The sequence below is a fragment of the Leptospira interrogans genome (assembly GCF_900156205.1).
In the GTDB taxonomy this organism is placed as follows: Bacteria; Spirochaetota; Leptospiria; order Leptospirales; family Leptospiraceae; genus Leptospira; species Leptospira interrogans.
Map to the genome: position 1 here is coordinate 33,717 of NZ_FTNA01000003.1, position 25,688 is coordinate 59,404.

Genomic DNA, 25,688 nt, shown 5'->3' on the forward strand with positions numbered 1-25,688 from the left:
AAAGTTTTGAGAAACAGATAGTTCGAAATTATACAAAAGTTCAAAAAAGGAAATTCGTTTTATAAAAACCAAATCGTAAATTAAACTTCACCTACAGCACGTTCCAAAACCTAATTGTAGTTTGTGGGCAAGACCAAACTGAAAGAATTTGTTCTTGCAAAGCGACCATAAGACCCATTCGCTGAGTTTAACGAGACTATCTGTTGTATTGAGTTTTTTGAGATAGGTTTTTATATAAAGTCATATTAAGGATTCAATAAAACGATGATACAGAAAATCAAAGAACAATGGGCAGTATTCATTTTAATCGTAGCCGTACCAATTTTACATATTGGAATCGGAACAGAAAATACTTATATCGCAGACTCCGCTTTAAAAGCAATGCAGACAGATTCTTTAATTCAAAATAATTTTCAATCCGAAGAAATCAGATACCCCGCAGAAAAATTAGACCCGTTACACGAAGCATTTTTTCTTCCGGGAACAGGTTTTGCAAAAGAAATCCAAGGCAAGTTTATCGGTCAGTATCCAATAGCATTCACCTTTCTTTCATCTTTCTTAAGACTGATAGGTATCACTTGGAAATGGGTTCCAATGCTTTTATCTTTTTTTATGATCGTTTCTCTTTATCTACTTTCAAAAAGAAAACTGATTGGTCAAAAGACTGTTTTACTTGGTTACTTTGCAACAATCCTTTTCGCGCTGTGTTTGGACTTTAGCGAATATTCTATATACTTTCTTTTTAACTCCATAGGATTTTCTTTTTGGCTTCGTTATCGAGATTTGAAAAAATCCAGAGATCTTTACCTAGCCTTCTTCGTTTGTTCGCTTCCAATTTGGTTTCGATTAGAAACATTGCTCTTCTTAGGAAGTTTAGTACTTTCTGAAATTATAATGTATAGAAAAAATATAAAAAACTTAATAAAAGGAATAAATCCTTTAGGAATTCTACTTGGAATTCTTCCAATAATTTTATTTTTTCTTTGGAATCTTTGGGATTATGGACATATATTAGGCGTAAGATTTATTTTTAACTATGGAATCGAACACGCATCCATTTTAGATAGAATTCATCGTTTTTTTTCAATTATATTCGTAAACTATGTAAATGGGGCTCCAAAATTCGGGCTATTTTTCTGTTCTTCATTTTTATTACTTCCGGTTCTATATTATGTTTTTTTTAAAAACGAAAAAGATGAAAAAATCAATTTTCTGCTCTTGGTAATCGTTATAAATACAGTATTGGTAGGAATTCTAGCACCTAACGACGGTATTACGATTACAGGAAGATACCTCATTCTCACGATTATACCTTTATTAATCCTTTGGGAAACATGGAATTCTCAAATCTCTAAAAAGTGGAAAACAATTTCTGTAGTTTTAATTATTTTTTCGTTTTTTGTCTCTGGTCTAATTTTAGCAATAATGCAACACGCGATCAAACAGGAAAAAATATATAGGAACTTTTATGCACAGAACCAAAGTTCTGTTTGGATTTTTACGGATCCACTTCTATGCGGACAGGCCGGATCGGATCATCTTTCTAAAAACATACTTTGTATCAACCCGAAAACAAATCTGGATCGAATTGTAAATAATCTTATAACAGAATCTTCGATTTCTTCTTTGACTTTATTTGAGATGAGTGAAAAAGAATTTAAAAAATTTGAATATAAAATGCCTATGATTCTACCTTCCCAATCAAAAACACTTTTAATAAAAAAGTTGGATTTAAATTTTAGAAAAGAAAAACGTTTAGAGTATAAAGGAATAATTTCCACTCGTTACTATAAACCCTAACTCTTTTCTTTCCATAATTAAAAATCAGAAAAACTAAAAAGAACTATTTCTTTAAAATTTTGCAAGATACTTAAAACTAATTTTTAAATTAATATGAATTCAGCCATAGTTCGTTTTTCTGAAAAAATTGAAGCCCGAAGTTTATAAATCGACTCTTAAAATGCAAGAACTACTATGAAAATTTAACAATACTATAAACTCGCAAATTGCCAAATGCGACCTAATTTGCAAGAACTACTACATTTGATTAAACATTTCTAAAGAATTATAGCGTAAAATTCTTTCTCATATCACATTCACGCTAAATTAGTATTTAGAAGTATAAAAATAATATTATAACAGCTTGTTTCAAAAATTAGGATGTTTGAATCCCACCAATAGTTTTGTATTAGATACAATTTGAAAATTTTTATGTTTTTAGCAAAATTACCAGTTAATTTCGAGTAACTATTTTTATATACTCAAATAGTAAGTAACAAAAAAATATTATATAAAAATAATATATTTTTAAATCAAAAAATATAAAGATTTTCTAATAAAATTTCCAGAGAAAATAATTACTTTGAAAACATGGTTAAATTCAAAATTTATTTTATAGAAACTTTCATAAAAAAATATATTCTTTAAAAAATCCTGTTCTTTGAATATACTTTTTGAAAATACAAATGAAGATTAGAACCTGTGGTTATTGTTCATTTTTTTCGAAACAGATTTGCAGTGAGTATGACTGAATTCACAAAATGTGATATTCCATCTTTTTCAAAAGAATGTATGAATTTTTTGTAAAAAAGCTATATTCTTTGCAACTTAACACCAATTGAAATTGTATTGGGTATCGGTGATCATTGAATATTTATATATTTTTTTGGCACTAAATTTGATTCAGACAAGTATGTAGAATGTTGGAAAAGTTCTAATTTTATAAACAATGAAACTTAAAAACTTGTTCTTAAAATATTCAATTCGATTTCTACTTTTAATTTTTTTGATGGGATTAATTTTTTACGCAACGTATTATACAATACCTAAATTCTCCTTTGCTTCCGATAGTCTTGTTAAAGTTCTTCAGACAAAAGGTTGGATCGAATCGAATTTTCAGTCTCAAGAGATCTATTATTTAGGAAAAAAATTAGATCCAAATTTTAATTTTTTATTGGTTCAAACAATTATTTCTACAAAAGGGGAAAAGATTGGCCCTTTTCCATTTGCAAACACTTTGATCACTACACCTTTTGTTTGGATTGGACATCCAGAATGGATTTTATATTTATCAGCGTTTTTTTTTGGTTCATACTTAATCATTTTATATGCGATTTCAAAAAAATGGATTATTCCCATTATCGCAATGATTTCAACTCCTTTGTTTCATCATTTTATTTCTTTTTCAGACGTTTCCATAGCTGCTACACTGGTTTTGTTAGGAATTTTAATTCTACAAAATGAGAAATTGCTCTTTTCGAAAAATCATTCCGTGCAAACTTTCTTTTCTGGAGTTTTATTGAGTATAGCTTGTTGGTATAGACAAGAAGTGTTTGTACTGACTTCGTGTTTGATCGTTTCCACACTTACAATTAAAGTTTTTTCAGAAAAGGAAGAACTAATTAAAGAATCTAAACAGATTTTAATTTTTTTAAGTGGATTTTTATTGATCTTTAGTATATTTATATTTTATAATTTTATAAATTATGGATTTTTATTAGGGCCTCGTATTATTCTAAATAAAACAATTACAAATTTTGATTTAACAAACAAGGTTTCAGACATTCAAAGTCTACTTTTTGCCGGAAAGGGACGTTTAGGATTTTTAGGATATTCGCCCTGGTATCTTTTTATCTTTTTGCTTTTTATATGGAAATGGAAAAAAACAAGTCAATACGTTAAAATTTGGATACTTACCTTTGTTTTAAACTTAATTTTAGTCAGCATATTTACCCCTAACAATTCTAATATAGACTGGGGATCACGATATTTAACCTGTAGCGTTTTTATTCCACTTTTACTTTTAAGTGAAATTAAAATTTCGATGAACATCTTTTGGTCTTTTCGAAAAAATTCAAAGTTTAAAAAAACATATGAAAATAAAGTAGAATTACCTAAAATTGAAAACATAGAAATAAAAGAAAATTATAAAAAAATAATATTATTTGGACTTTTAATTCTGATTCTGTATTCGATCAGTGTTAATTTTAAAATGATCCAATTAATGAGAAAAATTTCAATTCAACTTTCTGAAATTCAGTCAGAAATTCCTTGGGACAATTCTAAAATTTTCATCACGTCAAAAAGCAATATTGCCAATACGTTCGGGCTCAATTATTTTTCTCAAACGATTCTACTGATCAAAAAACCAAAGGATTTAATACAAATCCTACAATTACATCCTAACGAAAGATTCATTTTAATCGAAGATAAATTGGATAAACCTTGGTCAGAATCTATTAGAAATCAATTTGTAAATAAACTGAAAATCACTATAATTAAAAGTCCTAAAGTACATTTACGTTTCACGGAAATTCAATCCCGCTAAAAAACCTTTTTCGATTTGCCACGTTCAGGAAGATTTTTAAACATTGTCTTACGTTAATATGAAAAGTATCATAATGCAAAAAAGTACGAGAAAGTATCTACGCGTTATTCTACCCATATTTCTTTCTTTATTTACAATTCTTCTAATACGAATTTTTTTATTTCAAATCTACTTCATCTCAGGTTATTCTATGGCTCCTTCTTACAAAGAAGGGGATTTAATCTTAGTTACCAAGTTTGGGTTTCCAACCCGTATCGGAAAGTGGGAAATATCTTTTGTTGAAAGTAAAGTGAATCGTTTCGACGTTCTCGTTTTGGATGGATTTGAAGAAGAACTAAGTCTAAAAAGAGTCGTCGGATTACCAGGTGATTATTTTCGTTTTGAAAACGATCGGATTCTAATCAACGATTCTCCTCTACAAGAAACATTTTTAAAACCTGGATTTAAAACCATCGCACCTTCTCTTTCCATGATCCCTATGACTGCAGCTAAAGGAAATGTTCCAATCGGAGACACTGGTAGAATTCCTCCGGGCTATTTTTTAATGTTAGGTGATAACCGTGAAAACTCTACAGATTCTAGGAATTACGGCTTGGTCCCATTCCAAAAATTACGAGGTAGAGTTTGGATTTTTTTATAAATCTCAGCCCGAATGATTATTTTTTTCAATATTAGAGTTGTTGAAAAATGAATCCTCCATCTTGTTTCAATTTCATGAAATGGTCGATTAAAGCAGCTTTGTTAACAGCCGCTATAGAATTTTTAACAATTTTATTTAATTAAAGATTTCTAAAGAGTTATCGCTCAAATTCTTTGAGGTTCGAGACAAATTCTTAAAGTTTTACTCAGAACTATAAAATTGAGTATTCATAAATGTTGTGATAAAAAGTCGATTAACATAAGTTCGTTATAATCCAATGCGAAAACGATTGAGACGGAGAAACTTTATGAATCGCGTTCTATAACAAATTAAATTCATGAAAAGATTTTGTTTTCAAGCGAACCCTCATGTTGATCAGAACTGAAAACGGGTCCGGTAACGCTAAATTCACCAAACTTTATTACGTCGAAAATTCACGTTATTTGAATGTTCAACTATTAGATCGAGTACTTTGTTATTTTAGTTCTGAATAAAAATAGGAACCACTATTTTTTATTTTTAGAATGAATTTACTACAATTGATCCAGCAGTACTAGAAAACTCAGCAAATTGTTTCCACAATTTCAAAAAATATCAGTAAGAAAAACGTTTTGTTCGTTCCATTCTGAACTGGTAATTTGGTAAAGAACATGCTCGGATAATCTATGTTTGATGGGAAGATTTGGATGATAAAATGATCCGATTTTTTTAAGTCCTATCTTTTTCATCACGGACTCGGAACGAGTATTTAAAACAGAAGTAAAAGAAACAATCTTTGAAAATCCAAACCGCTCAAATCCGTAATTTAAACAGACAAACGCAGCTTCCGTCGCATATCCTCGATTCCAAAAAGAAGAATTTAATCTCCATCCGATTTCAACCGCAGGAGTAAACGGAGCGGTAAAAGAAACGTTTAAAAAACCGGTATAACCGACCCATTCTTTTGTATTTTTTATTTCCAAAATCCAAAGCCCATATCCAAATTCTTCAAAATGAATTTTCATTTTTGCGACGAACCTTTCGGAATCTTCTTTCGTTAATAAGGCAGGATAGTGTTCCATCACAACCAGATCGGAACTCATCTGATAAAACGGTTCCAAATCTTTATTTTCCCATCCCCTTAAAATCAATCTTTCAGTTTCCAAAACCATTTTTTTATCCGTCAAAAATCGTAAAGCCTGCAATTTCATTTTGAGATAGGAATAAAACCGACTTTCTAGAAAAATTCCATCCGATATGTTTAAGAAAATAAATCTTCTCAAAACAAATCGTGAAATTCTTTTTAGAAACGTCGTTAAAATAAATTTAATATTGCCAAGGAAAATTCTGTCGATATTATGGATAAAGAATTATAGTTATCCACCCGATTTTCTAACTTCCGAACGTAGTCCTATCTTAAAGTTTGCTCTTCTTTTCAAGTTCTGCATCTCTAAAATTTTTCTACTTCCTTTTCCGGGAAACGCTGTTTTAAAATCAAGATAACTTGATTTTATTTATAATTACATGAGGTAAACATGTCGGTTAATATTTATGTAGGAAATCTTTCTTACGATTTGAATGAAGGAACATTAGGTGATCTTTTTAGAGCTCACGGAACCGTGAATTCGGTAAAAATTATCATGGATCAGTATTCCGGAAAATCTAAAGGATTCGGTTTTGTTGAAATGCCCAATAAAGAAGAAGCAGACAAAGCAATCAAAGATCTGGACGGAAAAAATGTTCTTACTCGCAACTTGAAAGTAAACGTTGCAAAACCAAAAAACGAAAGATTTTAATTTTAAATCTTATGGTTTTTTAATATTAGAATTGTTGAAAAATTAATTCTCCATTTGTTTCTATTTTATGGAAATGGGCAATTGAAGGAGTTTTGTTAATCGGAACTAGGGAATTTTTCAACAACTCTATTTCAGTTCATTCCCTTAATCATTTTTTGGGCTTCTGAACCAAATACTTAGAATTTTTTCGTTCCTTTGAATAAAACCGCTGAAAAAAAATTGTCTTTCGCGGTTTTCTTTTTTCTCAGTCACCTCTATAAAATCTAAAAAAAATCACCGTCCAATCAAATTTTTGCATAAAATCGTAGTTTTACAACTATCCCACTTTTATATCTCGTATTGAATTTTTTCGTATCTAAAGACTAAAAAGTTATAGTAGTTCCCACCTTTTTTTATGAAAAAATTCAGTTCTGAACTTAGGTTCAAACGTATAAAAACGGTATTTAAAATTAATGAATAACTTTACAAAAATGTAAGCTCTCGTAATATCTAAAACCTCACTTTTTATCAATAGTCATTAGAATTGAAAAATCAATTCTCCACCATTTCCATTATATTGAAACGGGCAATCAAATCAGTTTTGTCAATCTTCACTATAGAGTTTTTCAATAACTCTTTCATAACAGAAGAATGAAAAAATTATTCATAAAGTTTTTTACTTCATTAACAATTGCAAAATAATAATTTCATAATAATTGAATATTTAAATCTATATTTGCAAAAAAACGACAAATCAACTCTGTAAAATTTCTTTTACCAAAAAACCAAAGACAGACATGTTTTTTAATTTTTTTTAAAATTTTGAAACGTTTCAAAACCACAAATAAATTAGTTTTAATTAAGTAAACTCGTGAGATTATCATGAACGTTTTAAATTATATATATTTGTTCTTATTATAATTCTGCCAATTGCCTTCAATAAAATTCTTAGAACAACGATTAAAGCCCTTTTTAGACGCTGACGAAATCTTTTTAAAATTTTCAAAAAACCAAATATAGGAAAAAAATTATGAGAATGTTTTTTTTATAAAATAGAATTAAAAAGTGAAAAATAAGCAAAAAATTACTTTTCAAAGAGTTAACTGATCTGATAGATACATACAATCCTTTTTAGACAAACAAACTAATCGGATAGTTGATCAACTTAATTTCAACAGGAGATACAAATGGTATCAGGAATTACACTCATCGTGCTCAGCATTCTCGCTGTGCCTTCCCTGCTTTTGGCAAAAAAACCAGATGCAAAAGAGTTACTTGCAAAGATTTCACCTTATCAAGGTTGGATCGGTCTGGTTTTCTGCTTTTGGGGAATTTATGGAATCGTATTTCAAGGACTTCTCGGTCTTGGATGGCTTCCTACTTGGCCAATTTACTGGGTAACTGCTCTTTTGGGAAACATCGTTCAAGCAGTTCTCGGATTCATTCTCGGTTTCGGAACAATCTCTACTTATGTTCTTTCTAAGAACGAAGAAGCTAAGAAAAAAGGTGCTGAACTCTTAGCAAAATTGGCTCCCATCCAAGGTAAATTGGGAATTTTTGGAATTGCAGTGGGAATTTGGACAATCGTTGCGTCCTTCCTTTTCTACGGAGTATAATTCCATTTTTCCGGGTGAATTCTCACCCGGAAACACCCTTCTTTGTTTCTAATTCCGTTTAAATTCAGTTCTCAGTTTCCGAATATCTTTCCAAAGACTCGTTCTTCTTGAGTCTACTTTTCTCCATTTGAATCCTCTTGACCCCATGAAAAAACAATAAAACCTGTTTTTAACGGACATGAAAAAACAAATAGGCGATCGCTACGAACCAAAAGATGTAGAGAACAAATGGATTTCACTTTGGGAAAAGAAGAAATCTTTTGCACCGAATTCAAATGCGAGAGAATCTTTCTCGATAGTCATTCCTCCTCCCAACGTTACGGGATCCTTACACATCGGGCACGCTCTCAATCATACAATCCAAGATATTCTTGTCCGTATCGAACGTAAAAAAGGAAAGTCCACTCTTTGGCTTCCCGGTATGGATCACGCGGGAATCGCGACTCAAATGGTCGTAGAAAGAGAACTCGCCAAAGAAAGTAAAAAAAGAACCGATTTTACTAGAGAAGAATTCATCCATAAGGTTTGGGAATGGAAGAATCATTCTGGAGGAATGATCACCAAACAGCAAAAACTTTTAGGGGAATCCGTCGACTGGTCCAGAGAAAGATTTACTCTCGACGAAGGTCTTTCTAAAGCAGTATTCAAAGTTTTTAAATCTCTTTACGACGAAGGTTTGATTTACCGAGGGGAAAGAATCATCAATTGGTGCCCAGCTTCTCAAACAGCGATCTCGGATTTAGAAGTAGAGTTTCGTGAAACCAAAGGTAAACTTTATCATATTAAATATCCGATCCACGGTAAGAAGGATCAGTTCCTTGTAGTTGCGACTACAAGACCGGAAACTATGCTCGGCGACGTAGCCGTTTGTGCAAATCCAGAAGATGAACGTTATACATCTTTGAAGGACGTCGTTTTGGACCTGCCACTTACAAATAGACAAATTCCTTTGTTGTTCGATTCTTTTGTAGATAAAGAATTTGGTTCCGGTCTTGTCAAAATTACTCCCGCTCACGACGCAAACGACTTTGAAGCTGGACAAAGACTTGGTCTTAAACCTTTACTCGTAATGAATCCTAACGGAACCATGAACGAGAACGCTGGTATTTATCAAGGCCTAGATCGTTTCGAAGCTCGTAAAAAAGTTCTCGCAGATCTCGAAGCCAAAGGTCTGATCGAAAAGATAGAAGATCACATTCACGCCGTAGGACACAACTCAAGAGGTGGCGCGGTGATCGAACCGTATCTTTCCACTCAGTGGTTCGTTAAAATCAAACCTCTTGCCGATTTAGCGGTGCAGGCCGTTCAATCCGGTCAGGTGGAATTTATTCCTAAGATGTGGGAAAAAACTTTTTTCGAATGGATGAACAATATTCGTGATTGGTGTATTTCCAGACAACTCTGGTGGGGCCATAGAATTCCAGCTTATCATTGTAAAAAGTGTAAACACTTTGAAGTTTCAGAAACAGCTGTTACTGTTTGTACTTCCTGTGGCTCCCAAGAAGTTGAGCCTGATCCGGATGTTCTCGATACTTGGTTTTCTTCTCAACTCTGGCCTTTTTCCACTTTGGGTTGGCCTGATCAGACGGAAGACTTAAAAAGATATTACCCTACTTCCGTTCTAGTCACTGGATTTGACATCATCTTCTTTTGGGTTTCTAGAATGATCATGATGGGTATGAAGTTTATGCAAGCTCCACCATTTCATAAAGTACTCATACATGGTTTGGTGCGTGATAAGGACGGTAAAAAATTCTCTAAGTCCGTTGGTAACGTTATCGATCCTCTCGTAATGATGGACAAATACGGTACCGATTCTTTCCGGTTTTTCCTTGCTGCAACTCTTCCCGAAGGTAAGGATATTTTATTCGACGAATCACGATTAGATGGTTATCGTTCCTTTTGTAACAAGATCTGGAATTCTTCCCGTTTTATTCTTATGAATTTAGAAGAATCTTTTGTTCCCATCGGAATTACTCCAGACATAGAAAAAGATCTTGAACCTATGGATCAATGGATTCTTTCTAGATTCAATCATTGTCTAGAAGAATACAACAAGGCTCATTCTAAATTCCATTTTTATGAAATGGCCGCTGCAATCTACGAATTCATTTGGGGTGATTTTTGCGACTGGTATATCGAACTAGTCAAACCAAGGGCATACGGCAAAGTTTCTCCTCGTTCTGCGGAAGTTGCTAAACAGGTTCTTTCGGACGTGCTCATCCGTGCATTAGGGCTTTTACATCCTTTTATGCCATTCCTAACCGAAGAAGTTCATTCGGTTTTTTCAGACCAATACATTGTCACGACTCCGTTTCCGGAAAGTTATCCTGTCGCATCCGATTCGTTAGGCGTTCAAAAACTCAATCTACTCCAGGAAATAGTCACTAAAATACGCGTCATGCGATCTGAAAACGGAGTCGCTCCAGATAAGAAATGTAAGGTGATCGTTAAATCTTCTGACAATCTTTCCAGCTCCACGATCTTAGAAAACGAAGTTTCTCTTTTACAACTCGCTCGTTTAGAGTCGATCCGCATAGATACGTTGTATGAAATCCAAAAAACGGATTCTGTTTCTCACTTTACCAAAGGAGAAATCGTTCTTCCTTTAGAAGGCCTGATAGACGTTGCTAAAGAAAAAGCTCGTTTAGAGAAAGAACTTCAAAAATCTGAACTGGAAAAAGAAAAATTAGAAATTAAACTCTCCAATCCTGGTTTTCTTTCTAAAGCAGCCCCAGAAGTTGTGGAAAAAGAAAGAGATAAACTAAAAACTCTCATTGATAAAGTAGAAGTTCTAAAAAAGGGGATTCAAAATCTTGCAGGTTAAGTTGAAAGTCCTTCTTATCGGTTCTGGCGGTAGAGAAAGTGCAATCGCCTTTTATCTCCGTAAATCTGTTTTGTTAAGCGAATTGAAAGTTTTTCCTGGAAATGGCGGTTTTCCGGACCAAGAACTTCTTCCTCCTGATTCGTTCCAAGTTTTGGACAAGAATTCGGTTCAGTCCTTTTTAAAACAAAATCCTTTCGATTTGATTGTAGTCGGTCCGGAAGATCCATTAGTGGCGGGTTTTGCGGATTGGGCCGCAGAACTAAATATTCCGGTTTTTGGCCCCGATTCGTTTTGCGCCCAAGTAGAAGGTTCTAAAGATTTTGCAAAATCTTTGATGACTGAAGCTAAGATTCCCACCGCAGAATATAAAACATTTTCCGAATATTCTGATTCTTTAAAATACCTTGAGTCCAAATCGATTCCGATCGTTATCAAAGCAGATGGTCTGGCAGCAGGCAAAGGTGTTACTGTAGCGACTTCAAAAGAAATGGCCCAAACCGCACTTAAAGAAATTTTTAAAGATAAAAAATTTGGTTCCAGTGGCAATCAAGTAGTCATCGAAGAATTTATGGAAGGTCAAGAAGCGTCTATCTTTGCGATTTCAGACGGAGATTCCTATTTCCTTTTACCTGCAGCTCAGGATCATAAAAGAGCATTTGACGGTGATCAAGGTCCGAACACCGGAGGTATGGGCGCTTATTGTCCTGCGCCGGTAATTTCCGAAAGTATATTACAAAAAGTGAAAGAACAAATTTTCGATCCTATGTTTGATCTATTCCGCAAAAAAGGACATCCTTATCGCGGCCTTCTTTACGCCGGTTTGATGATTTCTCCAAACGGAGAACCCAAAGTTGTTGAGTTCAATTGTAGATTTGGAGATCCGGAAACCCAGTGTGTTCTTGCAATGTTAGACGGAGATCTATTAGAACTTCTTTATAGAGCTTCCACTGGTAAAATCAAAGGGATTCAAGCAGCCGTTAAAAAAGGCGCGGCTGTTGTTGTTGTGCTTGCCGCGCAAGGATATCCCGATTTTTATGAAAAAAATATTCCACTCAATCTTCCAGAAACTTCGGGTCAAAACGTTCATCTTTTTCATGCGGGAACTTTAAAAAAAGATGGAAAAGTTTTTTCATCTGGGGGAAGAATTCTCGGAATAGTAGCTCAAGGTGCCGATCTAAAAAGTTCGGTAGATCAAGCTTATTCCTTCCTGGAAAAAATCCAGGCTCCCAAAACGTTTTATAGAAAAGATATCGGATATAGAGCCCTTTAACATGCCATTTTTGATTTCGGGAAATTTAGATCTCGTAGAAAGACATAGCCTCAAGAAAATGGAAAAATTTCTTGGGATCATTTTATCTCCGGTTCAGTTTCCGGTTGAACAATATAATTTATTGAGACACGCCCTTCATCGTAATTTGGATCCAGATGCATTGATCCGAAAGATGAACCGTCAGGAACTCTTATCTTTTATCTACATTCTGACTCAATTTGGAGACGTGGTTCGTGCTGAAACTCCTGCAGAATATCTAAACGTCGAAAAAATTCCTTTGGTTCTGGAGTGGCAAAAGGGTCAATATATGATTCCTTACGAAGTGCTGGATCATCTTTCCACTTCTAGAATATTCAAAAATCAGAATTATCTTTTTGCTTTAATTCCTTCTTTACCTATTAAAGAAAAAAAAGCCTGGATCGAATGGATTGGTTCCGGTTATGGTAAAACGTTTCCTCGCGAGATCAATCATGAACTTTATTTTCAATGTAGACATCTGCAAAAACCATTTCAAGGTAAATCCTTACTTAGAGAAGAATCGATTCAATTGAGTCAACTTTGGCCTTTCGGGAAAAGTGAGATTGTAGATTGGTTTCACAAAGGTATCACCCCGTTTTATTCCGCAATGAAAGAACTTTCCAGAACGGAAAAAGATCCTTTTCTTCTTCACGTTTTGGATCTGATTCGTTCAGGTAAACTAATCTTAAAAAAGAATCCAGAAGAATTTAGAAAAAAAGAAGAATTCATTTTAGTAGCTACTGTGGAAGGAAACACTCCTCAACTTAGAGACACGATTTTTTCTTGGGAACAAGAAAGAGATAACAAAGAAGATTTTCTTTTTCAGTAAATCGGTTCGTTTTTAGTCCAATTGATAAAACGCCCCTAGATTGGTTTTATCTTAAGAAAATTTTTATAAAACAAATTTTTAATTTTATGAGAGTCGTCAAACAACGATTTGGTTAGAAATTTGATCGGATGATCTTTCTTTTTGAATTTTATAGAAGTGATCTTGAATTTCCGTTGTCTCTTCGACACATAATACAATTGAAAAATTTGTCGTGGGAATTATTACATTTTTAACTACCTAATGTGACTTAATTTGTGGGAACTACTACATGAACATTACTCCTAACTATATAATAAGGTACCTAATATTTTACATAGAATCAGCGTTTTGTAATCAAATTAACGGTACTCAATTTTCTAGAGATCAGTATCTGTTTTAAACTTCAATGGGGACCAATGCGACCTAATTTGTGGGAACTACTGCAAACTTAAATTTTACAATAAAATTTTCAAAATATAGGAACTCATATTTTTAAAAAATTCATTACGCCGAACTCACGTTAAGTAGCGTTAGGGATGTGGAGCGTGCGTAGCAGTCCTTTCGTTAGAAAGGACCGGAGGCGTGAGCCGAAGCGTAACAAGCCCGGCCTGCACCTTTTACTTTTCTACTTTAATTTACAATTCAATTCAGTGCAGGAACGCCCCAATTGATTTTATAAATCCGTGTTGTTTTCCAAGTTTAAGAAATGCATCTTTTCGGTTTTGAAAATTGCTCTCATGGATTATTAACACAAACAATTTGAATCTTTTATTTATAGATAATAATGAATATGTTCTATTCATTAAAATGGGGAAAAAATTATTATGAAATTTAAATAGAATCAAGTTGGAATCGTTATTATTCTATCGAATTTCAATCAAATCTTAGTGTAGATAGTTATGGAAGTTAAATCGGCAAAAGAACTCAAAAGAATCTCTAAAGAATTACAAGAGAATTTTTTAAACCGTTGGAAATTGTTGAATTTGGAACAAGATAAAGATCGTCTCAAGTCGCTCACAGAAAAAGCGGAAGATCCAAATCTTTGGAACAATCCAGAAGAAGCCAGACTTGTAAGTCAGAAAAAAAACGAACTCGAAAAAAAACTCAATCCTTGGTTTACTATTCAGCAGGATATATTAGATTTTCCTGATTTAGTGGATCTCACCTTGGACGAAAAAGGCGAAAACGGGGTTGGAGAACTTTCTTCCGAATACAATAGACTTCAGGAAAAGTTCGAGGAATTAGAACTTTTAGGCGCTTTAAAAAATCCGGAAGATTTAAAACCTGCCTTTTTAAACATTCATCCAGGAGCCGGCGGAACCGAAAGTCAAGACTGGGCGGAAATGCTCCTCAGAATGTACACACGTTATTTCGAAAAAAAAGGGTATCAGTATTCTCTAATAGACGTTCAAGCAGGAGACGGCGCCGGTATTAAAAATGCCACCTTACACGTAATAGGTGATTTTGCATTCGGATTTCTTAAAGGCGAAAACGGAGTTCACAGACTCGTTCGGATTTCTCCCTTTGACGCGAATAAAAGAAGACATACTTCTTTCGTTTCAGTTCACGTCAGCCCCGAAATAGACGACGATATAGACATCAAAATCGAAGAGAAAGATATTCGTGTAGACGTTTATCGTTCTTCGGGCGCGGGCGGTCAGCACGTAAATACTACCGACTCCGCGGTTCGAATCACCCACATGCCGAGTGGTATCGTAGTCGCTTGTCAAAATGAAAGGTCTCAGATTAAAAACAGAGATACTGCATTCAAAATGTTGAAAGCTAGACTTTACGAGTTGGAACAAGAAAAAGCAAAGGAAGAGTTGGAAAAAAAATCCGGAGAAAAAAAAGACATCACTTGGGGTTCTCAGATTCGTAGTTATGTATTTCATCCTTATAATCTTGTAAAAGATCATAGAACCGATCACGAAACCGGTAACGTTGCAGCCGTGATGGACGGTGACATAGAACCATTCATTCTTGCTTATTTGAAAACGCTTTAAGTTTTTTGAATGTCTTTTGGGACGGCTCCTAAGTTATGTTTTGGGAGTAGCTCGTTGAGTTTGCACAGGATCGGGCTAAGGCCTTCGGTATAACTTTTTCTTACGGAAAAAGTTATATGATTAACTCCTCCAATCACAGAAACAATTACCGTATAACAACCATAAGGTTAAAAATGAAAGTAGATCCGACAAAGTTTATAAAACGAGAAGAAGCTCTTAAAGTATGGTTACGTAAAAATAACCAAAGTTTGTTTTTAGATAACATGGAAAGAATACTAAATGATCTTCCCAAAGAGGAAATTACGGAGAAATTTAAGTTCGGATTAAAATCAGCTCTTATACACTGCTGTCATGATCAAAAAATTAGAGAGTTAAATTTTATCTGGCACAACGTATCCGATCATGTCTCCCCTGCTTATGCCGTTGGAAAAGATTTAGTTGTAGATCATCAAATTCATACTGAAAATCATTTTGACTCTCTTAAAGAAATTCCAAAAATTGAAACTATATCAAATCACGGAGTTACAATTGAATTGGATTTTTCGCTACCAACTGACGTTGCCATTAATAGTTATATAAAAAATTTGCTTCCTGAAATTTTAGATATGGCAATGAGATTAGATGATCATCGCATCCGATGGAACATTGTAGAATCTTTTACAGACATAGTTCATATTTGGAATTATAAAATCGGATTTGAAGTTTGTGAAGAATTAAATCATAAAAATACCAGATTGAACGAACTAAAACTTCAGTCCCCTTTTTGGATTACTTTAAACGAATTTGATCGATGGCCCGTACCCATTTTTGTATTTTCAGATTTTTAAATTTAGAAACGGTTTCTTAATCTTATATTTTATTTCTAATCATACTTAATAACAATTTCTTAATGTATAAATTTCTTAAATATTCCTGCATCCTTTTTCTTCTATTAGAAGTTTTTGGTTGTTTTGTTTCTCGAAAACTGATTTTTATAGCTCAAGGAAAAGATACTCTTCCTTCTTATTCTGGTACTCTACTTCAAATTCAAAACGAAGATAGAATCGTTTATGCTTATTTTACCCGAAACAGCTCCCGACTTGCTGTTGTTTTTCACGGTCAACATGGAACCTTGCAGAGTATGTCTTATCTTGGAGCTAAACTTTCACAAATGGGTTTTTCCGTTCTATTGGTTGAATATCCTGGATATGGAAAAGCAAAACGTTACTCCAGTTCTGAAAGCAATATTTATTCAGACGCCGATGCTGCCATAAATTTTGTGCAGAAGAATTTTTCTTTTTCGAAACAAAACACGATCGCGATCGGATACTCTCTTGGAACGGGGGTTGCTGTAGAAATGGCTCGAAAAAATTTAGTTTCCAAGATGATACTTTTCGCGCCTTATACATCGATTCCAGATGTTGCTTCTTATCGATACGTTCCCATACTTCCTCAAATCTTGATTTGGGATCGATTTAACTCAATATCAAAATCCAAAGATCTTATATTGCCCGTATTGATCATCCATGGCAAAAAAGACGTAGCCGTTCCTTACTATATGGGAGAGACTTTGAATAAAAGTTTTTCCAATGCAAAACTCATAACTCTTTTTAATGCAAATCATTCTCTTTTCGGATCTATAACCGAAACTCATTGGAAACTAATCCGAGATTTTATCCAATGATTATTTTGTGATTTCCCAAAAGGGTTTAATACTTTCTTGAAACCGATCCTAAATCTACAAAATGATTTACAACACTTTCAAAACTTGTCAAATTTCTTTGGTTTGAATTTATTTTCGAATTATTTACTACGCGGACGCATGAAAATAGTACCAAGTTATTTAACGGCCCAATTTACGAAAAAAATAGCGGTACTTAAAAAATACCACAAATTCGAGATTATGGCATTTTAAAGCAGGGCCAAAATATTCAAATTTTTGAAACAATCTAACCCAAGTATTCTATTCATGCGTCCGAGTAGTAAAGTTGTTTAAAAGGGTAATTGGGATAGAAAAATATTATAATAATTGAATATGAATATTTTTCCCGGAAAAATTAAATACGGTTGTTTGTGGGGAATGTTGATTCCGTTTTTTCGTATCCGTCGACGTTACGGTTCTGCTTTTAAAGGACAATTATGGTAAGACGCATACAATCGCGGACTGGCTCGTTCTTGCGGGAAAACATATTCTTTTCTTCGGCGGAATTCTCGTATCGATTCTCCTCGCGTTGGTCTTTGGTTTGCGATCAAGGATTCAAAACCGGTCGAAACGCTTAGAATCTTTTGGCCCGTCTTGATAATTTTAATCTATTGGATTCCTCCGAATTTGGTCCCTGGACCGGTGGACGATTCCATTGTGACAATTGGAGTCGGAATCTATCAGATCTATCGTTATTTTAAGATCAGTAGTTCTTCAAAAATACACGATTCAACCAATCTATTAAAATCTAAAATAGGCAATCCTTACGTGATAAATCCCTATTAAAATAACATGAGTTAGACGTAAGAAAAATCTGGGCAAATCCGGCCGCCACGGGCAGGCAAGACCGAGTTCTCGTCTATAGCCAATCAATTGCATGCAAAAAACATTATATAATATATCGTCTTTGGTTTCAATTTAGAACGCGATCTATCGAGCGCCCATAGAAACGAGACGCTGAGTTTGAAGAAGGTTTCTGCTAAGTTTCAAACACAATTCTGCCTCTCTAAGAGTCGGCTCAGGAAGCAATGCATTGAGCTTTACAAAAATGTGGGAACTATTACAAAAATTGAACGAGATTAAAACTGCTTGAACATTCGCAAATTGCCAAATGCGACCTGTCGAACGACCCATGGGGAGTGAGACGCTGAGTTTCACAGAGCGACCATAGAAGCAATGCATTGAGTTTCACAAAAATGTAGGAACTACTACAAAAATTGAACGAGATTAAAACTGCTTGAACATTCGCAAATTGCCAAATGCGACCTGTCGAACGACCCATGGGGAGTGAGACGCTGAGTTTCACAGAGCGATCATAGAAGCGATGCATTGAGTTTCACAAAAATGTGGGAACTACTACATTTTATTAAAAATTTCTTAAGAATAACGGCGTAAAATTCTTCGAGATTTTGAAGCAAACTCTAAATCCACGTTAAAATATCGTGAGTTCGACGTAAGGAACTCACGATTCTGAAAAAAGTTGGAACCTGAATTTTATAGATCGATTCTTTAAATGTAGGAGCTACCACAATTTATAAAATAGACGTTTATAACGACTGAATCTGTCGTATTCAAGTGTGGGAACTCTCACAAAACTTTTAGGTTTGTCTGTAAAATGATGTGGGAACTACTACTTTTAGAAAGGTTTTTTCTTACACCGAACTCACGTTAAAATAGCTTTTCATTCTTGTAATCACCGCAAAACACCGGTTTTACGCAAAATTTTGATTGAACAACTATTCTTTTTGAATTTTACAGAAGTTCCATTAAACATAAAAAGAGCCCGGAATGTGGGAACTCACAAGAATTAAATTATGAAAAGAACAGTCTAAAAGACCGTTGATCCACAACGAGACGTAATCTGTGGAAACTACCGCATTTTGTGAAGCTTCAAAGAAGATTGATTTTAAAGTCTATTCAGTCAGAACTACATAATGGAGTATCTAAAACTCTACCTAAACGAAACCTTGATCGTGGTAACTTTGAAAGTTGTAATTTACCTTGTACTATACAAAAAAGCTCTGTTCTATAATAGAGTTTTGCGACAAAATTTAAGATACCCATTTTATAGAAATCCATAAAAAAATTCTAAATAGAGTTGTTGAAAAATTCCATAGTTTCAGATTATTAGAACTGCCTCAATCGACTATTTCATAAAACAGAAACAAGATAGAGAATTAATTTTTTAACAACTCTAATATTATATTCGTACATTAAAATTTACTACATTATGAATTTTTCAAAAAGTTTATTATTAATCGCCTTTGGTGGCGCAATTGGTAGCATTTTCCGCTATTTGTTACAATACTGGTTTGGAAACGTTTTAGGCTATTCTCTTCCTTGGGGAACTTTAACTGCAAACTTACTTGGTTCTTTTTTAATCGGAGTTGTTTATGCAATATCCGATCGTTTTCCACTCTTTGACCCTCAATGGAAGTTTTTATTGGCTTCTGGTTTTTGCGGAGGATTTACGACATTCTCCACTTTTTCCTACGAAACCTTTCAAATGTTAAAGTCAGGTCATTACATTTTATTTTTAGGGTATATCTGTTTGAGTGTGGTTGGTGGAATTGGTTTTGCTTTCGCTGGAGTTTGGATGATAAAAAATTTTTGATAAACCATGCATAACTTCTTAAGTTATACGAAATATAAATTCAATTAAACATCGTTATACGATACCAAAAAACATTTCTTAAATAATACCTAATTTATTCTTAATGAAAACGATATAATAAAATACCCGGCGTTTTGTGATAAAAATTAACGTTATTTGGTTTTATAGAAATCAGCAATGATCCCATTTAATACTTAAGTATTCATCTTTTATTATATACTTTGTTTTTATAAATTTTAAAATGTTTTTATTTACAAACTTTTTACATCCAATAAATCTTAAGAGAACTTCTATAAAATTGATTTTTAATTTTTGTTGATAGTCGCCAAACAACGACTTGATGCAAAAATCTAATTGGATAATTATCCTTTTTAAATTTTGTAAAGGCTCTCAATAAATAAACACAGCAAATACACAAAATGAAAACTTCAAATAAAACAATTAGAGTGAGTGTTTATGAAGAAAATATTTTGTATTTCGATTTTTCTTTCGATGTTTTTTCAAAGTTGTATGTCTTGGCCACTTTTAACCAGTCTAGCAGGATTAACAGCTGGCAAAAAAAGCAAAGAGCCATCCTTTTTCCACCTTCTGTTAGGTAACTCCAATCCGACTATTACAAGAATCGAACTCAGTTATCAAGATTCTTCTATCGCAAACGGTACCAGCACAACCCTAGAAGTTACCGCAATCTTTGATAACGGAACAAATCAGAATATTACGGATTCGACATCCATCGTCCCCGATTCCCAATCCGTTGTAACAATCGAAGGTAACAGAGTCAGAGGAATCGCTTCTGGTTCTTCCATTATAAAAGCAGAATACAACGGCCTATACTCTGAACAAAAAATTACCGTTACACCAGCCATTCTTAACTCAATTCAAGTTACGAGTTTAGAGTCAGGTATACTACCTAAAGGTACTAATCGTCAATTCTCAGCCATCGGTATCTTTTCGGATGGTTCTCATCAGGATATTTCCAACGAACCACTGATCGTTTGGTCTTCCAGTAATCCTGATTTGGTTCGAGTAGATGATTCAGGGTTGGCATCAGGGATCAATTTAGGAACAGCTCATATTCGTGCATCCTTTCAATCAAAACAAGGGGCTGAAGAAATGACCGTTGGAGATGCTGTTCTCTCTCAAATCCAAGTAACTTCAAACGATCTGAATATTCCTCTCGGAAAAAAACAAAAACTAACAGCTACGGGAATCTATTCGGATAACTCTAACAGGGATATTTCCTCTTCTGTTATTTGGAATTCTTCTAATTCCACTATCGCTAATATTCAAAACAACGGAATATTAGAAACAGCTGATACTGGTATTGTCACTGTTTCTGCTTCTAGCGAGAATATAATCGGATCCGTAAAACTAATCGTTACTCCAGCAGCCTTAGTTTCTATTTCTGTTTCTCCGACAAATTCTACAGTTGCAAAAGGTTTACAAGAAAACTTTAAAGCTACAGGGATCTTTACAGATAATTCAAACTCGGATATTACCGACCAAGTTACTTGGGATTCTTCTAATACCGATATTCTCTCAATTTCCAATGCAAGTGATAGCCACGGATTAGCTTCCACACTCAACCAAGGGAATGTTAAAGTCACTGCTTCCATCGGTGGAATACAAGGATCCACTGATTTTAAAGTTACACAAGCTGCATTGACTTCCATCGAAGTCTCTCCAACTCGCACTTCCATTGCAAAAGGACTAACTCAAAAGTTTACTGCGATCGGGATTTTTACGGATAACTCTAAGAAGGATATTACGGATCAAGTCACTTGGAATTCTTCTTCAGCAATCGTAAGCGTGTCTAACTTAGACAACAATAAAGGTCTGGGAAAAACCAACTCAGTTGGAAACACGACTATTACCGCAACCTTAGGAAAAGTTTCAGGTAACACTTGGTTTACTGTAGTTCCTGCGGTTCTCACTTCTATTCAAATCAATCCTGTAAATCCTTCTCTTGCAAAAGGGTTAACTCAAAAATTTACGGCTACTGGGATCTACTCTGACAACTCTAACAAGGACATTACTTCCGCTGTTACGTGGTTCTCATCCGATTCTTCAATCGCGACGATTTCAAACGCCCAAAAAAATCAAGGAAACGCTTACGGAGCAGCTACAGGAGCAACGGATATTAAAGCCACATTCGGAAAGGTAAGTAGTCCGGTTTCTACGTTATCTGTTACAGCTGCAAAGCTTGTTGAAATCCAAATCACACCGGCTGCTGCTTCCAAAGCAAAGGGACTCACAGAAAGATTCAAGGCTACTGGTATCTTTACGGATAACTCAAATTCCGATATTACAAATCAAGTTACCTGGAATTCCTCTAATACGGATATTGCTGAAATTAAAAATACCAGTGGAAGTAAAGGTATTACAAATACACTCACTCCAGGATCGAGTGAAATATCCGCAGCCCTCGGTTCAATCAAAAGTTCTAAAGTAATTTTAAAGGTAACTCCGGCACAATTGATTTCCATTGCCGTAACACCTATAAATCCGTCAGTTGCAAAAGGTCTAATACGACAATTTAAAGCCACCGGAACATATACGGATCATTCCGTACAAGACGTGACTGCCCTAGCTACCTGGTCTTCTTCCAATCCCGGAAAAGCAATGGTTAACAACGTTACAGGTTCGGTTACAACAGTGGCTACCGGAAATACAAATATTAAAGCAACGATAGACTCCATATCTGGCTCTTCCGTTTTGAATGTCACTCCTGCACTTCTTACTTCTATCGAGATAACACCGACGATTAACTCTATCACTCACGGTCTTACAAAACAATTTAAAGCGACTGGTATCTTTTCAGATAAATCTACTCAAAATTTGACTCAGCTTGTAACTTGGATTTCTTCCGATCCATCTAAGATTGAGATCGAAAACACTTCCGGTAAAAAAGGTATAGCGACAGCCTCTAAATTAGGAAGTTCGAATATTAAGGCCGTCTACAAATTCATCCAAAGCTCCCCAATTCCGATTACAGTCACTGACTTAAAACTGAAAAGTATAACTATCAGTCCTTCCTCAAGTTCAATAGCCAAAGGATTGACCCAGCAATTTAAAGCGATCGGAACTTTTATAGATGGCTCTGAACAAGAAATTACGAATCTTGTGACCTGGTATTCTTCCAAATCCGACGTTGCCCCTATCAATAACGCTGCCAATGCAAAAGGTTTAGCAACCGCACTTTCAATAGGTTCTTCCAACATCTCTGCGATTTACAATTCTATAAGCAGTAATAAAATAAATTTTAATGTAAGTGCTGCCACGTTAGATTCCATTAAAATCAATCCAGTCAACAATAACATCGCCAAGGGACTTACCCAACAATATACTGCGCTTGGCGTTTATTCAGACTCCACCATTCAGGACATCAGCGATTCAGTTACCTGGTCCAGTTCCAATTCTGACTCGATCAGCATCTCTAATTCGACCGAAACCAAGGGAAAAGCGACCGCTTTACAGATTGGAAACAGCAAAATCACTGCGACTTACAATTCCATCTCGGAAAACATAGACATAACGGTCAGCGCAGCAACCCTTTCTTCGATTTCAATATCTCCTATCAATACAAATATAAACGCAACCGTATCAAAACAATTTTTCGCGGTGGGAACGTATTCGGATGGGACCAAAGCGGATTTAACTTCTTCGGTTACATGGTCCAGCTCAAATAAATCTCAGGCAAAGGTGAGTAACGCATCTAAAACGAAAGGATTGGTTACAGGGATTGCTTCTGGAAACTCTATAATCACAGCGACCTACGGTTCAGTATCTGGAAATACAATCCTCACAGTAAACAAAACGGACACGATAGCTCCAACGGTTCAATCGGTAGTTTCCTTATCACCTACTACCATCCAAGTTGTATATTCAGAATCCATAAACAATAAGGAAGCCCTTGATTTATCCAATTACAAAATAATTGATAGTTCCAATTTTATAGGACATTGTTCAGATAATACGGACTTCAATTCCAATTCTCAAACCGCAGATTTTTCTCTTAGTAGTATCAAAGGAAGTAAAAATACTTTTACGATCACACTTTCACATTCACAAATCTTAAACAAATCATACACACTTGTAGTCAACAAACAAGGAATTCACGATCTTTCTTCCATTCCAAATTCCTTAAGTTGTCCAAATAACTCTGATTTTATAGGAAAAGAACAACTCAAACTTACAAGTGCAGTTTGTAATTCCTTAAACCAAGTGATCGTTTCTTTTTCCAAACCTTTATATTCGGGAAAGGAAGCAACAAAATCCGTGGAATGTTCAAATCCGTCCCAGTGTGAATCCAGATATAAATTTGCAGGTGTGTCTTCATTGGGAAGTATTACGAGCGTTAGAATTTTAGATGGAAAAGTATGCGGTGGAGCACCGGCAGACTCCTCGAAAATATGTTTAACACACTCCCTTCTTCAATCAGGTGGTCAATATACGATCATCGCCGCAAATGATTTGAACGGAGACGGCTTTGACAACAAATCCTGGGGAGCAATTAGAGATTCATTCGATCAAGAAAACCTACAATCTTCTCCGAAAGATAGAATCAACTTTATAGGTTGTGGAAATTCCCCTCTCAACTTTATGGATGGCCCGATCATGTCAGATCCTTTTGGAGACGGTTCCGATTTCGGCTTTCTTGTAGATTACAACAATCAAATCTATCTAGGACCGAATGTAAAAGGAAACCAAGCAGCTCGATTCAATTACGACGGAACTTTTCCCGAATCTATTTTTTTCTCTTTTACCAAAGATATAAATGCCGATAACCGTGCGTCTTCAAGAGATGGAGGAATTCCGGTTCCGAATTACGTTACGATCGGTCATACCGGTTGTACTCTCAATAGTGCAGACATTACTACTGGATGTGGTCCGGATAACGAAGATGGACGTGGAGTTTTTGCCATCGGATCATTAAACAAAAAATCTCATATTTTTATAGCAGGTTCAAGACCAAGGAGATTCGACTATCTCTATTATTCCTCAGATACCGATACAAATCTTAATTTTAAATATATCGATATGGGAGAAATTACTGGAACGGCGACTGCAGGAACTTCATCTATCGCGGTTATAGACGATCGGATCCATGTGGGTTTTGCAAAAAAAAATAAAAATCTAAACGCACCTGATTTCGGTAAAATCACCTTTAATACATCCGATCAAAATAGATGTGCAGCCGGAAACAATTGTGACGCCTCTGACGGATACCGCGGTAATCGTTTTAGAATCGATAGAATGCCTTATTTCGGCGGCCTCTCCGTGGAGGATGCAGACAATTATGAAACTTATACATCTGATAACTCCTCGATCAACTGGGGTTATTATGTGGGAATAGATTCTCTATTCGTTTTTAAAGAAAAACTTTACGCCGCAAACGGAGGATTTCCAAATTCACTACATAATGGAAGTATAATACACTCTACCAGTGCAAATCCTAGTCCTTGTGAGGGGAGCAATCGTTGTTCCAGTTGGAAAGACACAGCACCTAGATCCAATCCGAAGTGGCATAACTCTCCTCATAACAATTGGTTTTCACTGGAGCTTACAAAGTATCGGAATTTAATTCCGGCGGATAAAGCATTCTCTCAATTCGCAGAATTTAACGGAAGATTGTATGTAACAAGAACGATCTGCGTAACGAAAGAAGATCACTCCGGACTCAGACAAAGTTTACAAACTGTGGAAGGTTGTACGGACGGAAGTTATACAAATCGAAGACCCCAACTTTGGAAATGTGATCCGACTCTAACCGGCGATACAACAACCTGCGAAGCAGAAGATTGGTCTTTAGTAGGAGATAACGGAACCGGATTTACAAACTTTGGAGACAATTCCAATCACAGTATGACGATGATGGTTGCAAGTGGATCTTATCTCTACATAGGTTTTGATAACGAAAACGGAATTCAAATCTGGAGAACAAATCTTGAAAATCCTGGAAGTTCATCACACAACTGGGAACCTATAGGAATAGGCGGATTAAGAGACGTTACCAATCGTCAAATTTATTCGGCTATATCCGGAATGAATTTTGGTGTAAATTTCGTATATATAAGCGTAGGAAACAAAAATAAACCGGTCAAAATTTACAGACAACAGAATCAATAAT

Annotated in this window: 16 protein-coding genes; 15 read left to right on the plus strand and 1 reads right to left on the minus strand. The window is 34.9% G+C overall.

The genetic code is table 11. From position 1 onward, the window contains the following. Positions 1-264: 264 nt before the first annotated feature. From BW942_RS03155 to lepB, 3 genes are all read left to right on the plus strand, one after another. On the plus strand, positions 265-1,800 hold the full coding sequence (locus tag BW942_RS03155) for an LA_3751/LA_3752 family putative glycosyltransferase (protein WP_000615042.1): 1,536 nt from the start codon (positions 265-267) through the stop codon (positions 1,798-1,800). Positions 1,801-2,728: 928 nt separating this feature from the next. Next, positions 2,729-4,327, plus strand: coding sequence for an LA_3751/LA_3752 family putative glycosyltransferase (locus BW942_RS03160; protein ID WP_000769213.1), 1,599 nt, complete (start codon positions 2,729-2,731; stop codon positions 4,325-4,327). Between the two features lie 43 nt (positions 4,328-4,370). Next, the gene (lepB, locus tag BW942_RS03165; protein WP_000122812.1) at positions 4,371-4,967 is read left to right on the plus strand and encodes a signal peptidase I; all 597 of its coding nucleotides are present in this window, start codon (positions 4,371-4,373) and stop codon (positions 4,965-4,967) included. Between the two features lie 584 nt (positions 4,968-5,551). Here the strand turns inward: lepB and BW942_RS03170 are convergent. Next, positions 5,552-6,229 (minus strand): GNAT family N-acetyltransferase, encoded by a 678-nt coding sequence (locus BW942_RS03170; RefSeq protein ID WP_001252177.1) that lies wholly within the window; start codon positions 6,227-6,229, stop codon positions 5,552-5,554. On the opposite strand from BW942_RS03170, the gene BW942_RS03175 reads away from it, so the two are divergent. The 12 genes from BW942_RS03175 to ligB all read left to right on the plus strand — a co-directional run bounded on the left by BW942_RS03175 (position 6,204) and on the right by ligB (position 25,687). Continuing rightward, the gene (locus BW942_RS03175; RefSeq protein WP_000473521.1) at positions 6,204-6,449 is read left to right on the plus strand and encodes a hypothetical protein; all 246 of its coding nucleotides are present in this window, start codon (positions 6,204-6,206) and stop codon (positions 6,447-6,449) included. The two genes, BW942_RS03170 and BW942_RS03175, sit on opposite strands and share 26 nt — an antisense overlap. Positions 6,450-6,481: 32 nt before the next feature. Then, complete coding sequence (locus BW942_RS03180; RefSeq protein WP_000115710.1) at positions 6,482-6,742, plus strand: RNA recognition motif domain-containing protein; 261 nt, start codon at positions 6,482-6,484, stop codon at positions 6,740-6,742. A 1,166-nt stretch (positions 6,743-7,908) separates the two neighbouring features. Further along, entirely contained in the window at positions 7,909-8,337 is a 429-nt protein-coding gene (locus tag BW942_RS03185; protein WP_000253510.1) for a hypothetical protein, read from the plus strand. Between the two features lie 178 nt (positions 8,338-8,515). Beyond that, positions 8,516-11,164, plus strand: a complete 2,649-nt coding sequence (locus BW942_RS03190; protein ID WP_000744009.1) for a valine--tRNA ligase — start codon at positions 8,516-8,518, stop codon at positions 11,162-11,164. Continuing rightward, positions 11,154-12,434, plus strand: a complete 1,281-nt coding sequence (gene purD / locus BW942_RS03195; RefSeq protein WP_001197373.1) for a phosphoribosylamine--glycine ligase — start codon at positions 11,154-11,156, stop codon at positions 12,432-12,434. Before BW942_RS03190 ends, purD begins: the two co-directional genes overlap by 11 nt. A gap of 1 nt (position 12,435) precedes the next feature. After that, complete coding sequence (locus tag BW942_RS03200; protein WP_001116208.1) at positions 12,436-13,281, plus strand: hypothetical protein; 846 nt, start codon at positions 12,436-12,438, stop codon at positions 13,279-13,281. Between the two features lie 878 nt (positions 13,282-14,159). After that, positions 14,160-15,263: a peptide chain release factor 2 gene (gene prfB, locus BW942_RS03205; RefSeq protein WP_000453256.1), complete on the plus strand. Its 1,104-nt coding sequence runs from the start codon at positions 14,160-14,162 to the stop codon at positions 15,261-15,263. Positions 15,264-15,436: 173 nt separating this feature from the next. Beyond that, positions 15,437-16,090: an LIC13197/LIC10919/LIC10469 family protein gene (locus BW942_RS03210; protein WP_000861788.1), complete on the plus strand. Its 654-nt coding sequence runs from the start codon at positions 15,437-15,439 to the stop codon at positions 16,088-16,090. 62 nt (positions 16,091-16,152) lie between these two features. Further along, complete coding sequence (locus BW942_RS03215) at positions 16,153-16,926, plus strand: alpha/beta hydrolase (protein WP_000276400.1); 774 nt, start codon at positions 16,153-16,155, stop codon at positions 16,924-16,926. Positions 16,927-17,538: 612 nt separating this feature from the next. Next, the gene (locus tag BW942_RS03225) at positions 17,539-17,730 is read left to right on the plus strand and encodes a hypothetical protein (protein ID WP_000584739.1); all 192 of its coding nucleotides are present in this window, start codon (positions 17,539-17,541) and stop codon (positions 17,728-17,730) included. Positions 17,731-19,174: 1,444 nt separating this feature from the next. Next, positions 19,175-19,558, plus strand: a complete 384-nt coding sequence (gene crcB, locus BW942_RS03230) for a fluoride efflux transporter CrcB (protein ID WP_001011702.1) — start codon at positions 19,175-19,177, stop codon at positions 19,556-19,558. 456 nt (positions 19,559-20,014) lie between these two features. After that, positions 20,015-25,687: a lipoprotein adhesin LigB gene (gene ligB / locus BW942_RS03240; RefSeq protein WP_082279631.1), complete on the plus strand. Its 5,673-nt coding sequence runs from the start codon at positions 20,015-20,017 to the stop codon at positions 25,685-25,687. Position 25,688: the final 1 nt, after the last annotated feature.

Excerpts from the sequence above, each read along its gene's own strand:
- BW942_RS03155 (WP_000615042.1), top strand. The coding sequence starts at position 265 with ATGATACAGAAAATCAAAGAACAATGGGCAGTATTCATTTTAATCGTA.
- BW942_RS03160 (WP_000769213.1), top strand. The coding sequence starts at position 2,729 with ATGAAACTTAAAAACTTGTTCTTAAAATATTCAATTCGATTTCTACTT.
- BW942_RS03175 (WP_000473521.1), top strand. The coding sequence starts at position 6,204 with ATGTTTAAGAAAATAAATCTTCTCAAAACAAATCGTGAAATTCTTTTT.
- BW942_RS03180 (WP_000115710.1), top strand. The coding sequence starts at position 6,482 with ATGTCGGTTAATATTTATGTAGGAAATCTTTCTTACGATTTGAATGAA.
- BW942_RS03185 (WP_000253510.1), top strand. The coding sequence starts at position 7,909 with ATGGTATCAGGAATTACACTCATCGTGCTCAGCATTCTCGCTGTGCCT.
- BW942_RS03190 (WP_000744009.1), top strand. The coding sequence starts at position 8,516 with ATGAAAAAACAAATAGGCGATCGCTACGAACCAAAAGATGTAGAGAAC.
- BW942_RS03200 (WP_001116208.1), top strand. The coding sequence starts at position 12,436 with ATGCCATTTTTGATTTCGGGAAATTTAGATCTCGTAGAAAGACATAGC.
- prfB (WP_000453256.1), top strand. The coding sequence starts at position 14,160 with ATGGAAGTTAAATCGGCAAAAGAACTCAAAAGAATCTCTAAAGAATTA.
- BW942_RS03210 (WP_000861788.1), top strand. The coding sequence starts at position 15,437 with ATGAAAGTAGATCCGACAAAGTTTATAAAACGAGAAGAAGCTCTTAAA.
- BW942_RS03215 (WP_000276400.1), top strand. The coding sequence starts at position 16,153 with ATGTATAAATTTCTTAAATATTCCTGCATCCTTTTTCTTCTATTAGAA.
- crcB (WP_001011702.1), top strand. The coding sequence starts at position 19,175 with ATGAATTTTTCAAAAAGTTTATTATTAATCGCCTTTGGTGGCGCAATT.
- ligB (WP_082279631.1), top strand. The coding sequence starts at position 20,015 with ATGAAGAAAATATTTTGTATTTCGATTTTTCTTTCGATGTTTTTTCAA.